At 60.4% G+C, this 15,201-nt stretch carries 18 protein-coding genes and 1 pseudogene; 7 read left to right on the plus strand and 12 right to left on the minus strand.

The features are described 5' to 3' along the window. Together JCM12296_RS25905 and JCM12296_RS25910 are read right to left on the minus strand one after the other, a co-directional pair. A partial coding sequence (locus tag JCM12296_RS25905) for a response regulator (RefSeq protein ID WP_157067906.1) occupies positions 1-355 on the minus strand: 355 nt, incomplete at its 3' end. A 21-nt stretch (positions 356-376) separates the two neighbouring features. After that, a complete protein-coding gene (locus JCM12296_RS25910; protein ID WP_054699319.1) occupies positions 377-1,816 on the minus strand; it encodes an ATP-binding protein in 1,440 nt (479 codons plus the stop codon). A 231-nt stretch (positions 1,817-2,047) separates the two neighbouring features. Here JCM12296_RS25910 and JCM12296_RS25915 point away from each other — a divergent pair, with 231 nt between their 5' ends. Then, positions 2,048-2,722 carry a DUF6515 family protein gene (locus JCM12296_RS25915; protein WP_054699321.1) on the plus strand — a complete coding sequence of 225 codons (675 nt, stop codon included), beginning with the start codon at positions 2,048-2,050 and terminating at the stop codon, positions 2,720-2,722. A 31-nt stretch (positions 2,723-2,753) separates the two neighbouring features. Continuing rightward, the gene (locus JCM12296_RS25920; protein ID WP_054699323.1) at positions 2,754-3,089 is read left to right on the plus strand and encodes a hypothetical protein; all 336 of its coding nucleotides are present in this window, start codon (positions 2,754-2,756) and stop codon (positions 3,087-3,089) included. A gap of 14 nt (positions 3,090-3,103) precedes the next feature. On the opposite strand, the gene JCM12296_RS48155 is transcribed toward JCM12296_RS25920, so the two are convergent. Then, positions 3,104-3,229 carry a hypothetical protein gene (locus tag JCM12296_RS48155; RefSeq protein WP_281492161.1) on the minus strand — a complete coding sequence of 42 codons (126 nt, stop codon included), beginning with the start codon at positions 3,227-3,229 and terminating at the stop codon, positions 3,104-3,106. A gap of 41 nt (positions 3,230-3,270) precedes the next feature. On the opposite strand from JCM12296_RS48155, the gene JCM12296_RS25925 reads away from it, so the two are divergent. Together JCM12296_RS25925 and JCM12296_RS25930 are read left to right on the plus strand one after the other, a co-directional pair. Further along, positions 3,271-3,600 (plus strand): hypothetical protein, encoded by a 330-nt coding sequence (locus JCM12296_RS25925; RefSeq protein WP_054699325.1) that lies wholly within the window; start codon positions 3,271-3,273, stop codon positions 3,598-3,600. Between the two features lie 35 nt (positions 3,601-3,635). After that, positions 3,636-4,346, plus strand: coding sequence for a winged helix-turn-helix domain-containing protein (locus JCM12296_RS25930; protein ID WP_054699327.1), 711 nt, complete (start codon positions 3,636-3,638; stop codon positions 4,344-4,346). Positions 4,347-4,352: 6 nt separating this feature from the next. On the opposite strand, the gene JCM12296_RS25935 is transcribed toward JCM12296_RS25930, so the two are convergent. From JCM12296_RS25935 to JCM12296_RS45695, 4 genes are all read right to left on the minus strand, one after another. Further along, a complete protein-coding gene (locus JCM12296_RS25935; RefSeq protein WP_054699329.1) occupies positions 4,353-5,288 on the minus strand; it encodes an ATP-binding protein in 936 nt (311 codons plus the stop codon). Then, on the minus strand, positions 5,237-8,041 hold the full coding sequence (locus JCM12296_RS25940) for a GAF domain-containing protein (protein WP_054699331.1): 2,805 nt from the start codon (positions 8,039-8,041) through the stop codon (positions 5,237-5,239). Before JCM12296_RS25940 ends, JCM12296_RS25935 begins: the two co-directional genes overlap by 52 nt. Before the next feature lie 189 nt (positions 8,042-8,230). After that, positions 8,231-8,866 (minus strand): hypothetical protein, encoded by a 636-nt coding sequence (locus JCM12296_RS45690; protein ID WP_246804884.1) that lies wholly within the window; start codon positions 8,864-8,866, stop codon positions 8,231-8,233. Then, positions 8,845-9,552: a deoxyribodipyrimidine photo-lyase gene (locus JCM12296_RS45695; RefSeq protein WP_246804885.1), complete on the minus strand. Its 708-nt coding sequence runs from the start codon at positions 9,550-9,552 to the stop codon at positions 8,845-8,847. The genes JCM12296_RS45690 and JCM12296_RS45695 overlap by 22 nt, the downstream gene beginning before the upstream one ends. Before the next feature lie 672 nt (positions 9,553-10,224). Here JCM12296_RS45695 and JCM12296_RS42520 point away from each other — a divergent pair. Continuing rightward, on the plus strand, positions 10,225-10,653 hold the full coding sequence (locus tag JCM12296_RS42520; RefSeq protein WP_218188278.1) for a hypothetical protein: 429 nt from the start codon (positions 10,225-10,227) through the stop codon (positions 10,651-10,653). Between the two features lie 86 nt (positions 10,654-10,739). On the opposite strand, the gene JCM12296_RS25955 is transcribed toward JCM12296_RS42520, so the two are convergent. Then, a complete protein-coding gene (locus JCM12296_RS25955) occupies positions 10,740-11,456 on the minus strand; it encodes an FG-GAP repeat protein (protein WP_157067907.1) in 717 nt (238 codons plus the stop codon). Beyond that, on the minus strand, positions 11,411-12,088 hold the full coding sequence (locus JCM12296_RS25960; RefSeq protein WP_172684106.1) for an FG-GAP repeat protein: 678 nt from the start codon (positions 12,086-12,088) through the stop codon (positions 11,411-11,413). Before JCM12296_RS25960 ends, JCM12296_RS25955 begins: the two co-directional genes overlap by 46 nt. Positions 12,089-12,419: 331 nt before the next feature. Between JCM12296_RS25960 and JCM12296_RS25965 the strand changes: the two genes are divergently transcribed. Together JCM12296_RS25965 and JCM12296_RS25970 are read left to right on the plus strand one after the other, a co-directional pair. After that, positions 12,420-13,109, plus strand: a complete 690-nt coding sequence (locus tag JCM12296_RS25965; RefSeq protein ID WP_172684107.1) for a cache domain-containing protein — start codon at positions 12,420-12,422, stop codon at positions 13,107-13,109. Next, positions 13,106-13,885: a methyl-accepting chemotaxis protein gene (locus tag JCM12296_RS25970; protein ID WP_054699339.1), complete on the plus strand. Its 780-nt coding sequence runs from the start codon at positions 13,106-13,108 to the stop codon at positions 13,883-13,885. Before JCM12296_RS25965 ends, JCM12296_RS25970 begins: the two co-directional genes overlap by 4 nt. Before the next feature lie 94 nt (positions 13,886-13,979). Here JCM12296_RS25970 and JCM12296_RS45700 read toward each other — a convergent pair whose 3' ends face one another. The 3 genes and pseudogenes from JCM12296_RS45700 to JCM12296_RS45710 all read right to left on the minus strand — a co-directional run. Continuing rightward, positions 13,980-14,561, minus strand: a complete 582-nt coding sequence (locus tag JCM12296_RS45700; RefSeq protein ID WP_246804888.1) for an aldehyde ferredoxin oxidoreductase C-terminal domain-containing protein — start codon at positions 14,559-14,561, stop codon at positions 13,980-13,982. Next, complete coding sequence (locus JCM12296_RS45705; protein WP_246804886.1) at positions 14,450-14,848, minus strand: aldehyde ferredoxin oxidoreductase C-terminal domain-containing protein; 399 nt, start codon at positions 14,846-14,848, stop codon at positions 14,450-14,452. Before JCM12296_RS45705 ends, JCM12296_RS45700 begins: the two co-directional genes overlap by 112 nt. 53 nt (positions 14,849-14,901) lie before the next feature. Continuing rightward, positions 14,902-15,150, minus strand: a pseudogene (locus tag JCM12296_RS45710) (aldehyde ferredoxin oxidoreductase C-terminal domain-containing protein); the annotation flags it as partial. Between the last annotated feature and the right edge of the window lie 51 nt (positions 15,151-15,201).

The following is a 15,201-nucleotide window of genomic DNA, read 5'->3' on the forward strand; positions in this document are numbered from 1 at the left end:
CGGAGCACCGCCTTGCGCGAGCCACCACCTCGCGCGGGCTGAACGGCTTGCAGATATAATCGTCGGCGCCGATTTCCAGCCCGATCAGCCGGTCGATTTCGTCGACCCTGGCGGTAACCATGATCACGGGAATGTCCGAGACTTTGCGCAACTCGCGGCAAACGGTGACGCCATCCATGCCGGGCAGCATCAGATCCAGCAGAACCAAGGCCGGCGAAAGGGCACGGATCTTGTCCAGGACTTCATCTCCCCGGCTCACACAGGTCGCTTTGAACCCCGCCTTGAGCAGATAATCCTTCAGCAATTCGGCGAGCTTGACTTCATCTTCAACGATCAAAAGGTGTTCATCGGCCATGATGGCGCCTTTCGATTCAGGTCATTGGGGCCAACGCGGCAGGCTGATGCCGATGGTCAGCCCGCCCAAAATGCCGGGTTCCGCCCATATGCGTCCCTGATGGCGGTCGATGATATTCCGGCAGATGGACAGCCCCAAGCCGCTGCCCCCGGTCTCACGGCTGCGTGAAGGGTCCACCCGAAAGAGGCGGTCGAAGAGGCGCGGCAGGGCTTCTGCCGGCACGCCGGGACCGGAATCCTGGAACAGGAGCGTCAACGTCTGTTGGTCGGCCGCTCCCGTTATAGCCAACTTGCCGGGGGTTGCAACATATTTCAGGGCATTATCTAACAAGTTGGTGAAGACCTGCGCCAGACGGTCTCCGTCACCACGGATAGAGGCCTTGTCCATGCCGGGGGCGGGTACGACTTCAAGTTGAATTCCCTTGCGGACAAAGCGGTCCCGATAGGTCTCGGTCACGTTCTTTAGCACGCTGAAGGGGGCGACCCGTAGCCATTCGATCTGCAACTGATCCGAATCGGACCTGGCGAGTAGATGCAGATCATCGACCAACTTGCCAAGCCTGAGAATTTCCGCGTGCAGTGAGGTCAGGTTCTGGGGCGTCGGTTCACGAATGCCGTCCTGGATGGCTTCGATTTCCCCGCGCAGCACCGACAAAGGCGTACGCAGCTCGTGGGCGATGTCGGTGATCCACTGGCGGCGCATCTGCTCGTAGCTTTCCAGGGTGTGGGCCATGGCGTTGAAATGGTTTGTCAGTTCGCCGATTTCATCACTGGTGGTGGCGGCGATGCGGACCGTGAAGTTACGCTGGGTCAACTCCCGGGTAACCCGGGCGAGACGTTGAATCGGCCCCAGCAAGTGGCGTGAGAAAAGAAAGGCAATCAAGGCGGTCAGCCCGATGACACCTGTGCCGAGCAGATAGAACTGCCGCGTTTGGCGGGCCAGCAGGGCGGCCGGAGGTCCGGATTTAAAGGGTTCGTGATGATGCCATCCCAGCCAGCCGACCACCTGGCCGTCGACCTCGATGGCCACCAGCCGGCGCGGGTCGTCGGGACTCGGGTGGCCGAGAAGGGAGCGTTCCTGGGCGTCCATCAGGAGAATCATGGCCGGAGGACCGGGCATGCCGTCGGGGGGCGGACCTGGTGGCCGCCCATAGGTGTCGGGGCTGCCCGGCGAAATGGCCCCCGCAGGGGGTGGCGGGGTATGCTTGCGGATGTCCAGGGCCTCGGACAGCAGGCGCTGCCAGCGCTGCGGATCGTTGGTCACGGATGCCCAGCTATGGGTGGTCCGATAGGCCTCCTGCAACACGGGAACGAGACCCTGCAATCTCTCCTCCGCCACCTGGTTGAAGTAGGTTTTGAAATTCAGTGAGAAAAGATAGCGTGACAGTCCCATGGCACCCACGGCGATGGCCAGGATCAGAAAAAACGCGCCAACCAGTTTATACGACAGCCTGATCGTCATGATTAATTCCCGTTCATCCGAAAGGGTTTACGAATCCGTCAAGGGTTGATTGCTTACCTGCCCGATAAAAGACCATTTCGGGGACGATTTCAATGTGCTTCGCCATATTGACGACAAAGCACACACGCTCTCCACATTTTAACCATATTTGAACGGTATTGTAACAATCGCCGACCAGGAGGCATTTCGTCCTGTCGCAATCCATTGGTATTAATAGAAAAGGAGTCATTCATGACACGATTCTATCTGAAACGAAACACAGGCTGGCGGAACCTGACGATCGCGCTTTTGGTTGTCGGTTTGGTGGCGGGGAGTTCGGCATGGGCCGGACCGCCCATGAACCGATCGCATGGTGATTATCCCCAGGAAGGGCAGTACCGCCAGTCGATTCCCGCCGACCATCAGCGCGTGCGCATGGGCGGCGATCCGATGGTTTTCCACAAAGGGGTTTACTACCGTCACGATCCCCGTGGCTACCGGGTCGTCAGACCGCCGCGCGGTACAAAGATCGACCATCTTCCGCTGGGCGTCGAAACCCTGCTTATCGCCGGCGTGACCTATTTTTTGCTGGCCGGTATTTACTACCAGAAGGCCCCAAGCGGATACGTGGTCGTCGACGCGCCGGCATCGGCACCGCCGTCCCCGACCATGGCTGCCGGTCAAGTCCTGGCGGTGGATACAGCCCTGCTCAACGTTCGTTCCGGGCCGCCTGGACCATCCGGTGGTTTCCCAGGCCCGATTGGGAGAGCGGTTGGTGGTTCAGCAGACATCCGGCGGATGGTGTTTCGTCGGCTTGCCCGATGGCCGCACCGGCTGGGTGATGGTGCAATATACCCGACCGGTGGCTCCTGGTGCCCAAGGGTAGCCAAATACCGCGTTCAGCCCCACTGGGGGGCAGACGTATGACGAAGACGAATGGATGGAAAGGAGAATGACGATGCAACAAGGATGGTTAACCCGGGCCGTGGTGATCCTGGCGATGATTGGCCTGCTCGGATTCAGTCCGATTCCTGGTTTTGCCCAGGATGCCGGACCGGATTTTTCGAACCCCCCTGCGGCCGACAGGCATGGGCCCCGGCCGGGTGGTTTTGAGAAAGATGATGTAAACAAGGATGGCCAGGTCACCCGGGCTGAATTCAGCGGTCCGAAGGAGATGTTCAGCACCTGGATGCCAACGGCGACGGCGTTATTACCCGTGAGGAAGTCAAGCCGAGAAAACCGCCGGCGGGGCAGCCGAATCTGCCCGAGCCGCCGTCAAACTGAGGCCTGCTGACCATGGCCATACTGCTATGAACAATCATTTTCTTGTGCCTGACCATCACGGAAACGGATTTCCAGCGAGATACCCAAAGGGCCGGATTGACGATCTGGATCGATCCCCAAAGCGGCGAACAACAGACGGTCGGTATCCATTTGCCCGGCCAAAAGGGCCGGCCGCCGAGTGGAAGCCACCTTTGTCACCTCCGAACGGAAGGGCCACGGCAGACCCGTCACTGCGGCCGCCCCCTGCGGTCCGCCTGCCGGAAAGCCTGCGCATCACCTACCAGGACGCGACCGGACCGCTTTCCATGACCATGGATGAAGTCCGACGCACGGGCATCGATATCGGCGTCGCGCGGGGAAGCGACGGACGGTTATGCTACGAATTCAAAATTGCCTTCCGGGCCGACCCTTCCCTCGAGGGGTTCCGGCCGGGGATGTGCCTCGGGCTCGGCATCCAGAGCGGTTCCGCAGCTGACGGGCATCCCCCGCGAAGTGCCAATGCCGGCGGGATGCAAATTTGAGACATATTTGCCGGAAAGGAGAAACGTGTCATCCCATGGTCCAAGCTGACAAACGTCCAAGTATCTTTATTTGTGAACCGAATTACGGGCCGGCCCACCCGCTGGTCGTTTACTTGACGGCCAAGTCATTCGATGTCCACTGCATTCCGGAGAGCGGGCAGGCCGTGGACGCGATCGTTATCCAAATGCCCGACCTGGTCCTCTTGGATGCGAACTTGCCCATGGCCGGCGGCTACGAAGTCTGCAGCATGGTGCGGCCCCATTACGGCGGACCGATCATCTTCCAATCCCAGGCACGTGACGAGGCCGCCCAACTGCTGGCCTTCGAACGCGGCGCCGACGACTGCATCACCACGCCGATATCGCCGGCGTTGCTGGCAGCCCGCATCCATGCGCACCTCAGGCGCGGCCGGGGCATGGCCAACGACCGGCAGATTCGCGTGGGTCGTTTGGTGGTGGATGCGGCCCTGCGCGCCGTCTCCCTGGACGGGCAACCCATCGATTTGACCACCATGCAATTCGAACTGCTCTGGTATCTGGCCAAACGATCCGGTCGGGTGGTTCCCCGGGAAGAGCTCTACGAGGCACTTTACAATCAGGTGTACAATGGTTTCGATCGATCCGTGGACGTCTATATTTCCCGGATTCGCCATCAGTTGGGCGATGACGCCGATAACCCCCATTATCTGAAGACCGTGCGGGGGGTGGGGTATCTTTTTGTGGGCCACGATGGAAATGGGCACTGAATTTCGTCAGGCATTGGCGGCGGACGTCAATGCCGCCCGCACGGCCATGCCGATGTTCTCGATCGTATAGGGCTTTTTCAGGTAGCTGGCCGCACCTAGTTTCAGCACCTCGCGGATGCGGGCCGTTTCGGAGAATCCGCTGGCGATGATGGCCTTCTGGCCCGGATGGCGGCGGATAACCTGCCGGTAGGTATCCAGGCCATCCATCCCCGGCGACATGATCATGTCCAAGATCAATAGATCAACTGCGGTCGATGCCAGAAAGGTTACGGCCGCCTCGCCACGATCGACGCTTTCCACGCGATATCCCAGGGTGGTCAGGATGGCCGAAGCGATTTCACGCTGTTCGCGCACGTCATCGACCACGAGGATGGTTTCCCCGTTTCCCATATATTCCTCGATGGCTACGCGGCGCGCCACATCCGCCTGGCGACGCGTGACCGGGAAGTAAAGCGTGAAGCGGCTGCCGTTACCCTCCTCGCTCTCGAAGTCGATGTATCCCCGGTGGTCCTTGACGGTACCCCAAACCACGGCCATGCCCAATCCGGTTCCACTGCGGCCCATTTTTTTCTTGGTATAGAACGGCTCGAAAATGCGACCCAGATCCTCGGCACCGATCCCCATGCCATTATCGCTGACCGTCAGCGCGACATATTCCCCCTCGTTGACCACATCGTATCCCCGGATGGGCCGATCGATATAGCTGTTCGTTGTCGTGATCGTCACCCGACCGATTTGGACAATCGCCTCGGCGGCATTGGAAACCAGGTTCATCAACGCTTTGGAAAGATGGACCGCTGAACCCGAAATGTTCATCAGATCGTCGGCCAAACGGGTCTCGACGCGGATCAGCGGGTGATCGGAGAGCAGCTTTTGATACTCGGGGCTTCTCAAGTATGCCTCGACGATGTGATTGATCTTGACCACCTCATCGATGGCCACGCCCCGGCGGGCATGGTGAGCAGATCTTGGACGATGGTGGCGGCCCGTTGGCCGGAATTGAAAATGGTTTTGATGGGCTCGCGCAGGGGGCTGTCTGGGGGAATTTGGAGCAGCAGCAGTTCCGGATAGCTGACCAGGCCCGAGAGGATGTTGTTCAGGTCATGGGCCACGCCGCCGGCCAGGGTACCGATGGCCTCCATTTTCTCCGCCCGTCTGAGCCGAGCCTCGAGCTGTGCTTTTTCCTCCATCGTCTGGATGCGTCGGGCGGCGTCCAGCGCGAGTCCGATAATATCGGCGACGGAGCTGGCAAAGTTGATTTCATCCAGATGCCAGTCGCGCCGATGCCCGGTCTGGGCAAAGGATACCAGCCCGGCCGTCTCGCCGCCCTCGAAAACCACGGCCAGGATGAGGGCGCGGATGTCGCGCGGCATGAGATAGTCCTGGTCCAACTCCACCAGCCGTTCATCCGAGGTGCTGTCCGCGGAGACAATGGTCCGCCCACTGCGAACGGCCTCAAGGAAGATGGGATAATCGGCGATTTGAAAGGTTCTGTCACTGGGTTGCGGCCCGCTGTCGTCCACCATACGTTGCTTGCAGAGAACCTCCGTGTGGGCTTCATTCAACAGCCACACCGCGCAGCGGTCGATATTCAGGATCTGCACCACAGTGGGAAGGATTGTTTCCAGGGCGCGTTCGAAGTCGCCGCCGTACAGGGCCGTGTGACCGGCCAGGTTCAAAAGCGCCTGATTCTGATCGCGCAGCCGGCGTTCGGTCTCGAACTGCATCTTTTCGACCCGCCTGCGTTCACAAACCTCTTTTTCGAGCGCTTCCGTGCGCCCTTTGACCATATTCTCCAGGTTGTCGCGATGTTCGGCCAACACCATCTGGACCCGGCGGCGTTCACCGATTTCGGCTTCCATCTGCTGGTTGACCGTCTCGATGTCATCGATCTGGGATTGGACGGCGTCGGCCATTTCGTTATAGGCCAGGGCCAGTTGGCCCATTTCGTCATTGGACAGCTGCAGGAGGCGATGGTCGCGATCGCCGCATTGAAATCGGCGGATGCTTTGAATGATCGCGGTGATGCGGGAGGTCAGGGTCTGGGCGAGGAAGATGGCGATCAGGATCACGCAGACGATCATCAGCGCGGTGTAAAAGGTGAGGTGCCGGACCGCCTTTTGCAGAGCGGCGCGGATCATCTGCTGGTTTTCGGCTTTTTCCACGTCGAGCTTTTGGGTGAAGTCGGCCTCGATGCCCTGAATGACATCGGCGGTCTCCACGGCGGGACGATGAAATTCATGAACATTGGCGCCGATGGTGACGTAGCCGAAGCCGCGTGGCGTCCGACCGTAGATTCCCGTGTGGTAGGGAATGGCCGCTGCTGTGGTGAGTTTCCACAGGCCGCTCCAGAAAATCAGGAAGGAACCCGAACCGCCATCCTGGGTCAAATTGTGCCAGCCGGTGCACTGGGGCGCGAAGTTGAGATAGCGGCAATCCAGGCCGACCATGCCGTCCCGGGCCAGCGTCGGGTCGGGTTGCTTGGCCAGGGCCTGGGCCTTGAACGGGGGCGCTTGGTTGAAAAAAGCAGGCATGGACCGGTTCAGCCGTCGCCAGATCGCGGCCATCTCCGTATCCAACCAAGGCACGGCCGGCTGGCCGGTCCGGGGATCATAACCGGCGATGAAGTAGTCGCGCGGATGGGAAATGTTGCGTCCCTTGTGGTCCCACATGAAGGCGTAGTTGCCGCTGCCGGCGTCGGAAATGGCCGAATAGCGCTCATCCGTGGGGACGATGTGGTCGGTGAACTCCATGATGTGGGTGTGGTCCAGGGCCAGGGTGACATAACCGACGATACGGTTGTTCTTAACGACCGGCATGCCCCAGCGGATCAGCCCCTGGAAACGGATGCCCACCGGGTTTTCCTTGCCGGCATACCCGGATGTCTGCGGCGCAAAGGGGATGCCGCGTGTTTTGGCCGTCTCCCGGTTATAGGTGCCGATGATATAGCCCTTGACGTGGGGGCCGATCACTTCGGAAACATGGATTTCACCGGGTTTGAGCTGCTGCAGGGCCGTGAAATAGGTTTCCGCCCGACAGTAGGTGTTGCGCGGGTCGGATACGTTGCGGCGCTCGCGGGACAGCCGATCCGACGTGCCGACCTTGATGCGTTCAATTCCCTGAAGATCGATGAAAGTCATTTCCAGATAAAGGGGACGGTTCTCGGCGATGCCGTCACGTTCCGGCGGGCGATAGTGAAAGGCGTGGCGGTTGTCGTCATTGGTCGCCATGATGATCTTGCCCGTCGGATGGGCCGAGGGTTTGGCAGGGACCCATTGCTGACCCGCATCGTCCATCACCCATGGCGGATGCAGAATGACCGGGCGGAATCGGGAGGCCAGGAACTCGCGGTAACGGGTTTCGTTGGCGGGCAGGCGGGCCGCCAGCTGAATATCCCGGTCCCGATCATAGAGAAAAGCGGCGACCTTGGCGGCCGTGTCGGTGGTCAGCCGCTCGATGGCCTCGCGGGACTTTTCATCCAGGGCCTTGATGGAGTTTTTGGTGGAAAGATCCGTAACCCCTTTGACTACCGCATGGGTGTTCTCGGCCATCTGGGCGGCATTCTTTTCCACCGCGGCGGTCAGCGCGACGATCTCTTCCCAGGCGAACCAGGCCAGGGCGACCAGGGGAATGACCTTGATGAGAACAAAAATGGCAATCAACTTGGACCGGATACCTGGCGTGTAACGCTGCATGAACGGGGGACTCCTTTTTTTGCTCCAGGCTCAGCGTTTCGTTGAAGTGCGGTTGCGATCCGCTTTTTGTATCGGTTCATCTCCCAGGGGGCTTGATGCCTTTTTCTATCGCATGTCGGCGGGGATGGATGCAGAGGCGACGGGACCCGGCCGGTGATCTCTCCAGAAGGGGCATCGGCGGGAGGGCATTCACTTCCCGGTGCCCGTGCATCCGGTTTGGGCAACCTTGTCCACATAGGCGCGGATGTCGCATTTCCGTTCCAAACCCGAGGCGGCCATGTAACGCACCTTGCCGAAAATCGGCCGTTCAAACCAGGCCCGGTCATGCAATCCGAAAATCCAGCCTACGCCGGCGTAGGTGTTGGGGTCGCGGCCGTCCAAGAAATAGCGGTTGTTCAGCCACAGGGCGGTCTCGAAGGCTATCTCCGGCGAGGCCGACCACTCGAGAATCTTCTTTCCCCAATACATGCGCATATGGTTGTGCATGAAACCGGTATCGCGCATTTCCACCATGGCCGCATTCCAATACGGATCGTGGGTGCGGGCAGCCACCAGGTCGGCCCTGGCGTAAATCGGTGAGCGCCGGTCGGCCGCATGTTCCGCCAGGGTCCGGCGGGCCCAGGCCGGCAGGCCGGCGAAACGGTCGTAATCTGGATTGTAATAAACGTAATTGACCGCCAGCTCCCGACGCATGATCAACTCTTCCAGAAAGGCCGCACGATCTTCCGCTGAGCCCGCGGTTGCCGCCTGCACGTGAAGGGCGATGGTCACCGGCGAGATTTGGCCGAAGTGAAGGTAGGGACTCAGGGTCGAGGTCGCCGCCAATTGGGGCTGGTTACGGTTTCGGGAATAGCCTCCAGACGATCGGTGATGAACAGGGTCAAGCGACGCCGTGCTTCTTGCGGACCGCCCTTGAAGCAGCCGGAGACCTCCGGGACGGATCGATCGATGGCCAGCTTGCCCATGAGGGTGTCGATATCGTTCAGATCCAGGCCCCCCAGGCCGGCATCGGGGGACGGCGTCCGGGGGCGGATGGGCGGGGCGGCAACCTGATACCGCTGGAGTTGTCGCTGGATTTTGGGACGGATGGTCCGCGCGGCATATTCGGCCTTGCCGGATACCACGCTGACAGGCAGGACCACATCCCCCTCGACGGCGACGACCCGGCAGTCGGCATCCCTGGCGACGGCTTGCCGCCACGCCCGCTGATGGCGGGTGTAGCCCACATCGCAGACCAGCATGGCCGCGTGGTCGGCCAGGGGAAGGACCACTTGCTCGGGGCTGCCTTGCTGGACGATCAGATCGATTCCCCGCCCGGCCAGGATGCGCTGGGTTTCGGCCAGACCCTCCAGCATGAAGCGGTAGTGCCGGGCATTGGCCTCCGGGTAACTGTCGGTCAGGGCGAAGATGGCGATCACGGGAAGTCCCAGGCCATTGGCCTGGTCGATGGCGTGCGCCAGGGCCGGGTTGTCATCGGCCGCTGGGACTGCTGCATCCAGTAGAGCACCCATGCTTCTCGCGGCCGACAGGGGCGCTGGTTGAGGACCGTGATGCGCGTCGATTCCACAAGCATGAAGGTGTCGTCTCCGAGTTATCGGTCATTGCTTGTCTGGGGGCGAGCTGACAGTATGAATCGACCCTTAATTCGATTTTGGACGTTCTGCAAGTAAATTCGGGATGATGCCCCCGGATCTGACATGAGAAGTGTTCCTTGCATAGGGCTGGAATGATTCTTGTATAAAACTATCATGCAAGATTGCCTGGATCTTCCAGGGGAGATAATTGACTGACGATTGGAAACGGCATACAACGGCACGGTTTCCAATTATTTCATGATGAACACTGCCGGACGATACTTCCGCGGATCGTTGATGGCCAGCGCAAAGGATACGTGAAATGAGAGTGTATGTGGGGTTTGATGATACAGATGTGGCCGGTGCTGACCGGGGGACTGGAAAATTGGCCCGTTGGTTTACCGATCGGCTCCCCGAGGGTGCCCGCCTCCACGGGGTGGTTCGCCAGCAGCTTCCCGTTTTGGAAGGAATCCCCTACACGTCCCAAAACAGTTCGGCCTGCCTGGTCGTGGACCTGGCCGATCCGGAATCGGTGGATGTGCTCATTGAGCGGGCGGCGGGCACATCCGCGAGCATTTCATCGATGGCAGCGATCCCGGCCTGTGTGTGGTGGGCGATGACAGCCCTTCCATCGGCGCGCTCATGGATTTCGGACGCTTGGCGTGTTCCACGATTGTCAGACAGAAGGACGCCATGGCCGCTGCCAATGGTGCCCACCTTTCAGGCCACGGGGGGACCCAGGATGGCATCATCGGCGCCGCGGCCGGTGTCGGGCTGACCCTTTCAGGCTGGAGCGGCCGATTTATCGAATTCAACGGGCTGCGTGATTTTGAGACCATCGTGCCGGTGACCGATTTGGAGGCCCGGGGAATTCGCGTGCTGGCCATCGATCGCAATGCCCTGGTACCCGGGCCGACCGATCTGGTCGATACGCGCGACTGGCTGCGGCCGAGATTGTGGGGCGGCGGGGCGGTGTTGCCGGTGGAAAACACCGCCCCGGGATGCTGGCGTTCGATCAATACCAAACAGCGCCATTGAGCGTGGCTTGAAATAAAAACGGCACGCGAATGTTTTCATCGCGTGCCGTTTGGCGGTGACCTTGTGAACGATTTGAACGTGGTTCGTTACTTTACCTTATCCTTAGCATGTTTGGGTTGCCAGGGCAGGTAGGTATATGCCGCGCCTTGATTCGGCTCGTCAACGTCGGTGGCCCATGCCCCGACCACCAGCTTGTTGCTGTGCGCCGCCAGGGCCTGACCGTACCGGTCGCCGGACAAACCGCCCGAAGCATTGAGTTGATCGATTTCCTCCCATCCGTCCCCCGGACGGCTGAACAGATAAACGGTCCCTTGGTCAACGCGGCCATCAACGTCAGTAAGATTGGCGCCCACGGCAACTAGCGGGCCGGTCATGGCCAGGGAATGGCCGAATTCATCTCCCTCGGCGGCGTTGCTGGCGGTCAGTTTGCCGATTTGGGTCCAATCCCCCTCAGCCTTGCGGAAAAGGTACGCCGCGCCGGCATCGACGGCCTCCTCGACATCGGCCCAGCGGGCGCCCACGCCGATCACGCCGCTGCTGATATCCACACTGAAACCGAACTGATCGCCATCCTGGCCATCGTCGGCATAGATTTTTGCCGTTTCCTCCCATGTGCCGGCGACCCGGTGGAAGAGATAGACGGCACCGCTTTTGACATCGTTTCCATTGGCGGCGCCACTGGCGCCGACGATGATCATCTCACCCCGGACTTCCACCGATTGACCGAATTGGTCATCGGCGGTGCCGTCGCCGGCCGTCAGAATCTGCTCCAACTGCCAGCTGCCAAATTTCTTGCGATACACATACACCACCCCGGTTTCGCCATCGGTCTCGTCTCCGGGACCGGCACGGGGGGGGGACCGATGATCATTGCTATGGCCATAGAATAAAATATTACCGGGTCCTCCTCGGCAGGGGGCGCAGCCTTGAGCGCCGAAACAGCCAGGACGTTCCCGTTCAAGGCGACCGCACGGCCGAAGTTGACATTCCCGTCATCATCAGCGGGTTCGAGCTTTTGTTCGAAAACCCAGCCGTTTTGTTTCCGCTTGTAGATGAAAGCCGCGCCAAAAGGTGTCTGGAGGAATTCTCCGGTATCATCGATGGCCTCACGCGTCGCCCCGCGGGCGCCGACCACGGCGAGATCGCCCCGCAAGGCCACGTCGCAACCGAATTCAGCCGCTGTTCCAAGATCCGGCCCTGTCAATTTCGCTTCCTGGCTCAAGGTGCTGCCGGTGCGCCTGAAAACATAGGCCGCGCCGGTAGCGACGTCGGTTTCATTTATATCCGCTACCGCACCGACAAGCACGCGGTTGCCCAGGATCGCCACCGATTGGCCGAAGGCCGCATCAGTTTTGGGCGCGTCGGCCGTGAGCATGAATTCGGTGTAATTGTCGGTATAGGAAAACGCCGCCGCCATGCCTGCCAGTGCCGCCATGATCCCTACCACCAGAACCATACGGGTACCACGGGTTTGAAACGCATTTTTTCTCCTTTCAATGATCGTTGAACAAACATTCGTTTCGGCGCATCAATGCACGATCCGCGGATTCGCGTGTTCAATGGAATCGGTTTCACGCCACCGCGAATCGGTTGCCGCCGAAACGGCGCCAATGCGTTAACCTGAGTGATGGTCGGTATCAGTTGTCACGGGTGATTAATTGCGTTGTTCCGGATTCAGGCCTCCCAATCGTACTCATTATCGGCAAAATTGGCCAAAAGTTGATGAAAAAAATCAGACCGCCACCCCCCCGATGCGAATCGAAACGATGAAAATTGAAGGATTGTCCAGGCGTTATGCATTCGCTTGGCCGCTTGAACCGGAACGAAATGGCAAGGACCTGTCCACATTTAAGGATCCGAAGGGCAAACGGTTGTTTGTCGAACTGGTCGATCTCTGCCGCGAGAAGGGCGAGGGCTACCTGGACTACGCACAACTATCGCCGGGGGAGGATCAGCCGGTGGCCAAACTTTCCCATGTCAAGCTCTTCAAACCCTGGGGCTGGGTGGTCGGTACCGGCATTGACCTGGATACGGTCAATCGCGCGGTCGTTGTCAAGGAGACCGAGGTCCGCGCCGGTATCTATGCCGAGGAAACCCGATTGGGGCTGACCATCCTGGTCGTGTTGATACTGACCGGCGTGGGCATGATGGTGCTCGGTCGCCGGATCGCCCGTCCCATCGCCAACACCAGCGATATGCTCAAGGATATCGCCCCGGGGGACGGTGACCTTACCCGGCGGCTGACCGTCAACAGCCGGGATGAAATCGGCCAGATGGCCGGCTGGTTCAATACGTTTATCGCCAAATTGCACGATATCGTCAGGGATATTGCCGTCTATTTTGAGACCGTGAGTGCTTCCTCCAACCAACTGCTGATCATCTCCCGGCAGATGGACGACGGTACCCGCGATATGGGTGAGAAGACAGCCACCGTGCCCGGGCGGCGGAAGAGATGAGCCAAAACATGAACTCCATCGCGGCGGCCACCGAGCAGGCATCGACCAGCGTGGGAATGGTGGCCACGACCATCGAGAGCATGAACCAGACCGTGATGGCCATCGGCAGAAGTTCCGACCAGGCACGCTCCGTAACCGGCCGTGCCGTCGAGGAAGCCCGCCAGGCCTCCGGCAAAGTCGACAGCTTGGGCAATGCCGCCGCCGAGATCGGTAAGGTGACCGAGATGATCAGCGATATTTCCGATCAGACCAATTTGCTGGCCCTCAACGCCACGATTGAGGCGGCCCGGGCCGGGGACGCCGGTAAGGGATTTGCCGTGGTGGCCAATGAGATCAAGGCCCTGGCCCGGCAAACGGCCGAAGCCACAAGTGTTATCCGTGAAAAGATCGATGCCATCCAGCATTCCACCGCCGATACCGTGGCCGATATCGGACGGGTTGCCGACGTCATCGCCGAAGTGAATAGCCTTGTCGGCGGGATTGCCGGTGCGGTGGATGCCCAGACCGCGGCGACGGCCGAGATTACCGAGAATGTCATGCAGGCGTCCACGGGAATTGTCGAGGTCAATCAGAACGTGGCCCAGAGCAGCGTTTTCGCCAGCGAGATTGCCGCGGACATCGGCGAGGTGAATCGGATCGCCGGCGGCATTGCCGACTCCAGCAACAAAGTGAACACGAATGCCGACCATCTGACGCAACTGGCTGGTCAACCATATCAAGGGGGCGGATCGGAAGTATGTGCCGAACTTGAAAAAGATGGACTGACGCCGATCTAATCCGCAGAAAAAAGCGGCGAACCGCAGATGCTGCGATTCGCCGCCATGCCCCCCCTCTTCTCGTGTCACGCCAGCAATCCGCAAACGGGGCACTTCAGGAGAAAACCGGTCTACCAGTGTACACTGAATCCAACTGCTCGTCGGTGATGTCGAAAACCACATTGTGGGGCGTCAGCGCCTCGCGCCGGAAATAACGCGGCAGGCGGTCGTCGGCCGCGGTGAGGCCGGCTTTTTTGTTGAACTCACGCTCCATGGAAAGAATCTTCTTGCCCAGGGCCACCACATCATCACCGGTCAGGTTGATGTCGAACATGCCGTTGATGATTTCGACCATGGCATCGAAGGTTTCCTGCTGGTCGAGAATCGCGAAGGCGATGAACAGGCAGAATCCGGTGGCGTCCAGGGCCGCCGTGGCGATCTGCAGGTTGCGCGACAGTTCGATCTGTCCTTCGGCGGAAAGGGGATCCACGTCACCGCCGACTTTGAGCAGGTTGGTGGCCACGGCATAGCCGGCCGTGTGATCGGCCCCCATGGTGCTGGTGGCGTAGGTGACGCCGACGCCTTTTACGGCGCGGGGGTCATAGGCGGGCATGGCCTGGCCCTTGACCACCGGGGCGTGTTCCAGGCCGAAGGCTTTGGCCGTGGACGCTGCGCCGCCTCCCAGGATGCGGCCCAGTGGCGTTCCCTGGCCCACCTCCTGGTCGACCAGACGGATGGCCCCTTCGGCATCGCGACGGGAATGATGCCGGCTTCCATGGCCACGCCGATGGCGGCACCCATATCGATGGTGTCCAGGCCGATATCGTCATCGAGAAAGTCCAGGCGGCAGATGGCATCCGGGTCGCTGATGCCGCAGTTGCCGCCGTGGGACCAGACGGTTTCGTACTCCGGCTGTTTGGTGAGGAAATTGCCGTCCTTGTCCACGTAGATGCCCGAGCACTGGATGGCGCAGCCCGGTGGCAACCGTGGGTGGGGTTGCCGCCGCGCCGGGTTTGCAGTTCGGCAAAGGTCTCGCCGCTGATTTGGGACGCCTCGTCGTACTGGCCCTGGCTGAAGTTGAACGCCGGATATGCCCCGGCCTCGTTGACCACGTTGGTCAGCACGTTGGTGCCGTAGGTGGGCAGCCCCTCGCCGGTGACCGGGTGCTGGCGCAGGCCCTGGGTAAACCGTTTGTTGGCCGCCTTAAATCGTTCCGGGTCCTTGGGCTTGCGCATTTTCATGCCGGCATCGTCAATGACGATGACCTTGACGCCTTTGGCGCCCATGACCGCCCCGACACCCCCCCCGGCCGGCGTGCCGGGCAGGGCGGAATTCGC

Source organism: Desulfosarcina cetonica JCM 12296, assembly GCF_001311845.1.
Classification (GTDB): Bacteria; Desulfobacterota; Desulfobacteria; order Desulfobacterales; family Desulfosarcinaceae; genus Desulfosarcina; species Desulfosarcina cetonica.

Coding starts and splice junctions, on each gene's coding strand:
- JCM12296_RS25910 (WP_054699319.1), bottom strand. CDS start 1,816: ATGACGATCAGGCTGTCGTATAAACTGGTTGGCGCGTTTTTTCTGATC.
- JCM12296_RS25915 (WP_054699321.1), top strand. CDS start 2,048: ATGACACGATTCTATCTGAAACGAAACACAGGCTGGCGGAACCTGACG.
- JCM12296_RS25920 (WP_054699323.1), top strand. CDS start 2,754: ATGCAACAAGGATGGTTAACCCGGGCCGTGGTGATCCTGGCGATGATT.
- JCM12296_RS48155 (WP_281492161.1), bottom strand. CDS start 3,229: ATGGATACCGACCGTCTGTTGTTCGCCGCTTTGGGGATCGATCCAGAT.
- JCM12296_RS25930 (WP_054699327.1), top strand. CDS start 3,636: ATGGTCCAAGCTGACAAACGTCCAAGTATCTTTATTTGTGAACCGAAT.
- JCM12296_RS25940 (WP_054699331.1), bottom strand. CDS start 8,041: ATGCAGCGTTACACGCCAGGTATCCGGTCCAAGTTGATTGCCATTTTT.
- JCM12296_RS45695 (WP_246804885.1), bottom strand. CDS start 9,552: ATGGGTGCTCTACTGGATGCAGCAGTCCCAGCGGCCGATGACAACCCG.
- JCM12296_RS25960 (WP_172684106.1), bottom strand. CDS start 12,088: ATGGCGGCACTGGCAGGCATGGCGGCGGCGTTTTCCTATACCGACAAT.
- JCM12296_RS25965 (WP_172684107.1), top strand. CDS start 12,420: ATGAAAATTGAAGGATTGTCCAGGCGTTATGCATTCGCTTGGCCGCTT.
- JCM12296_RS25970 (WP_054699339.1), top strand. CDS start 13,106: ATGAGCCAAAACATGAACTCCATCGCGGCGGCCACCGAGCAGGCATCG.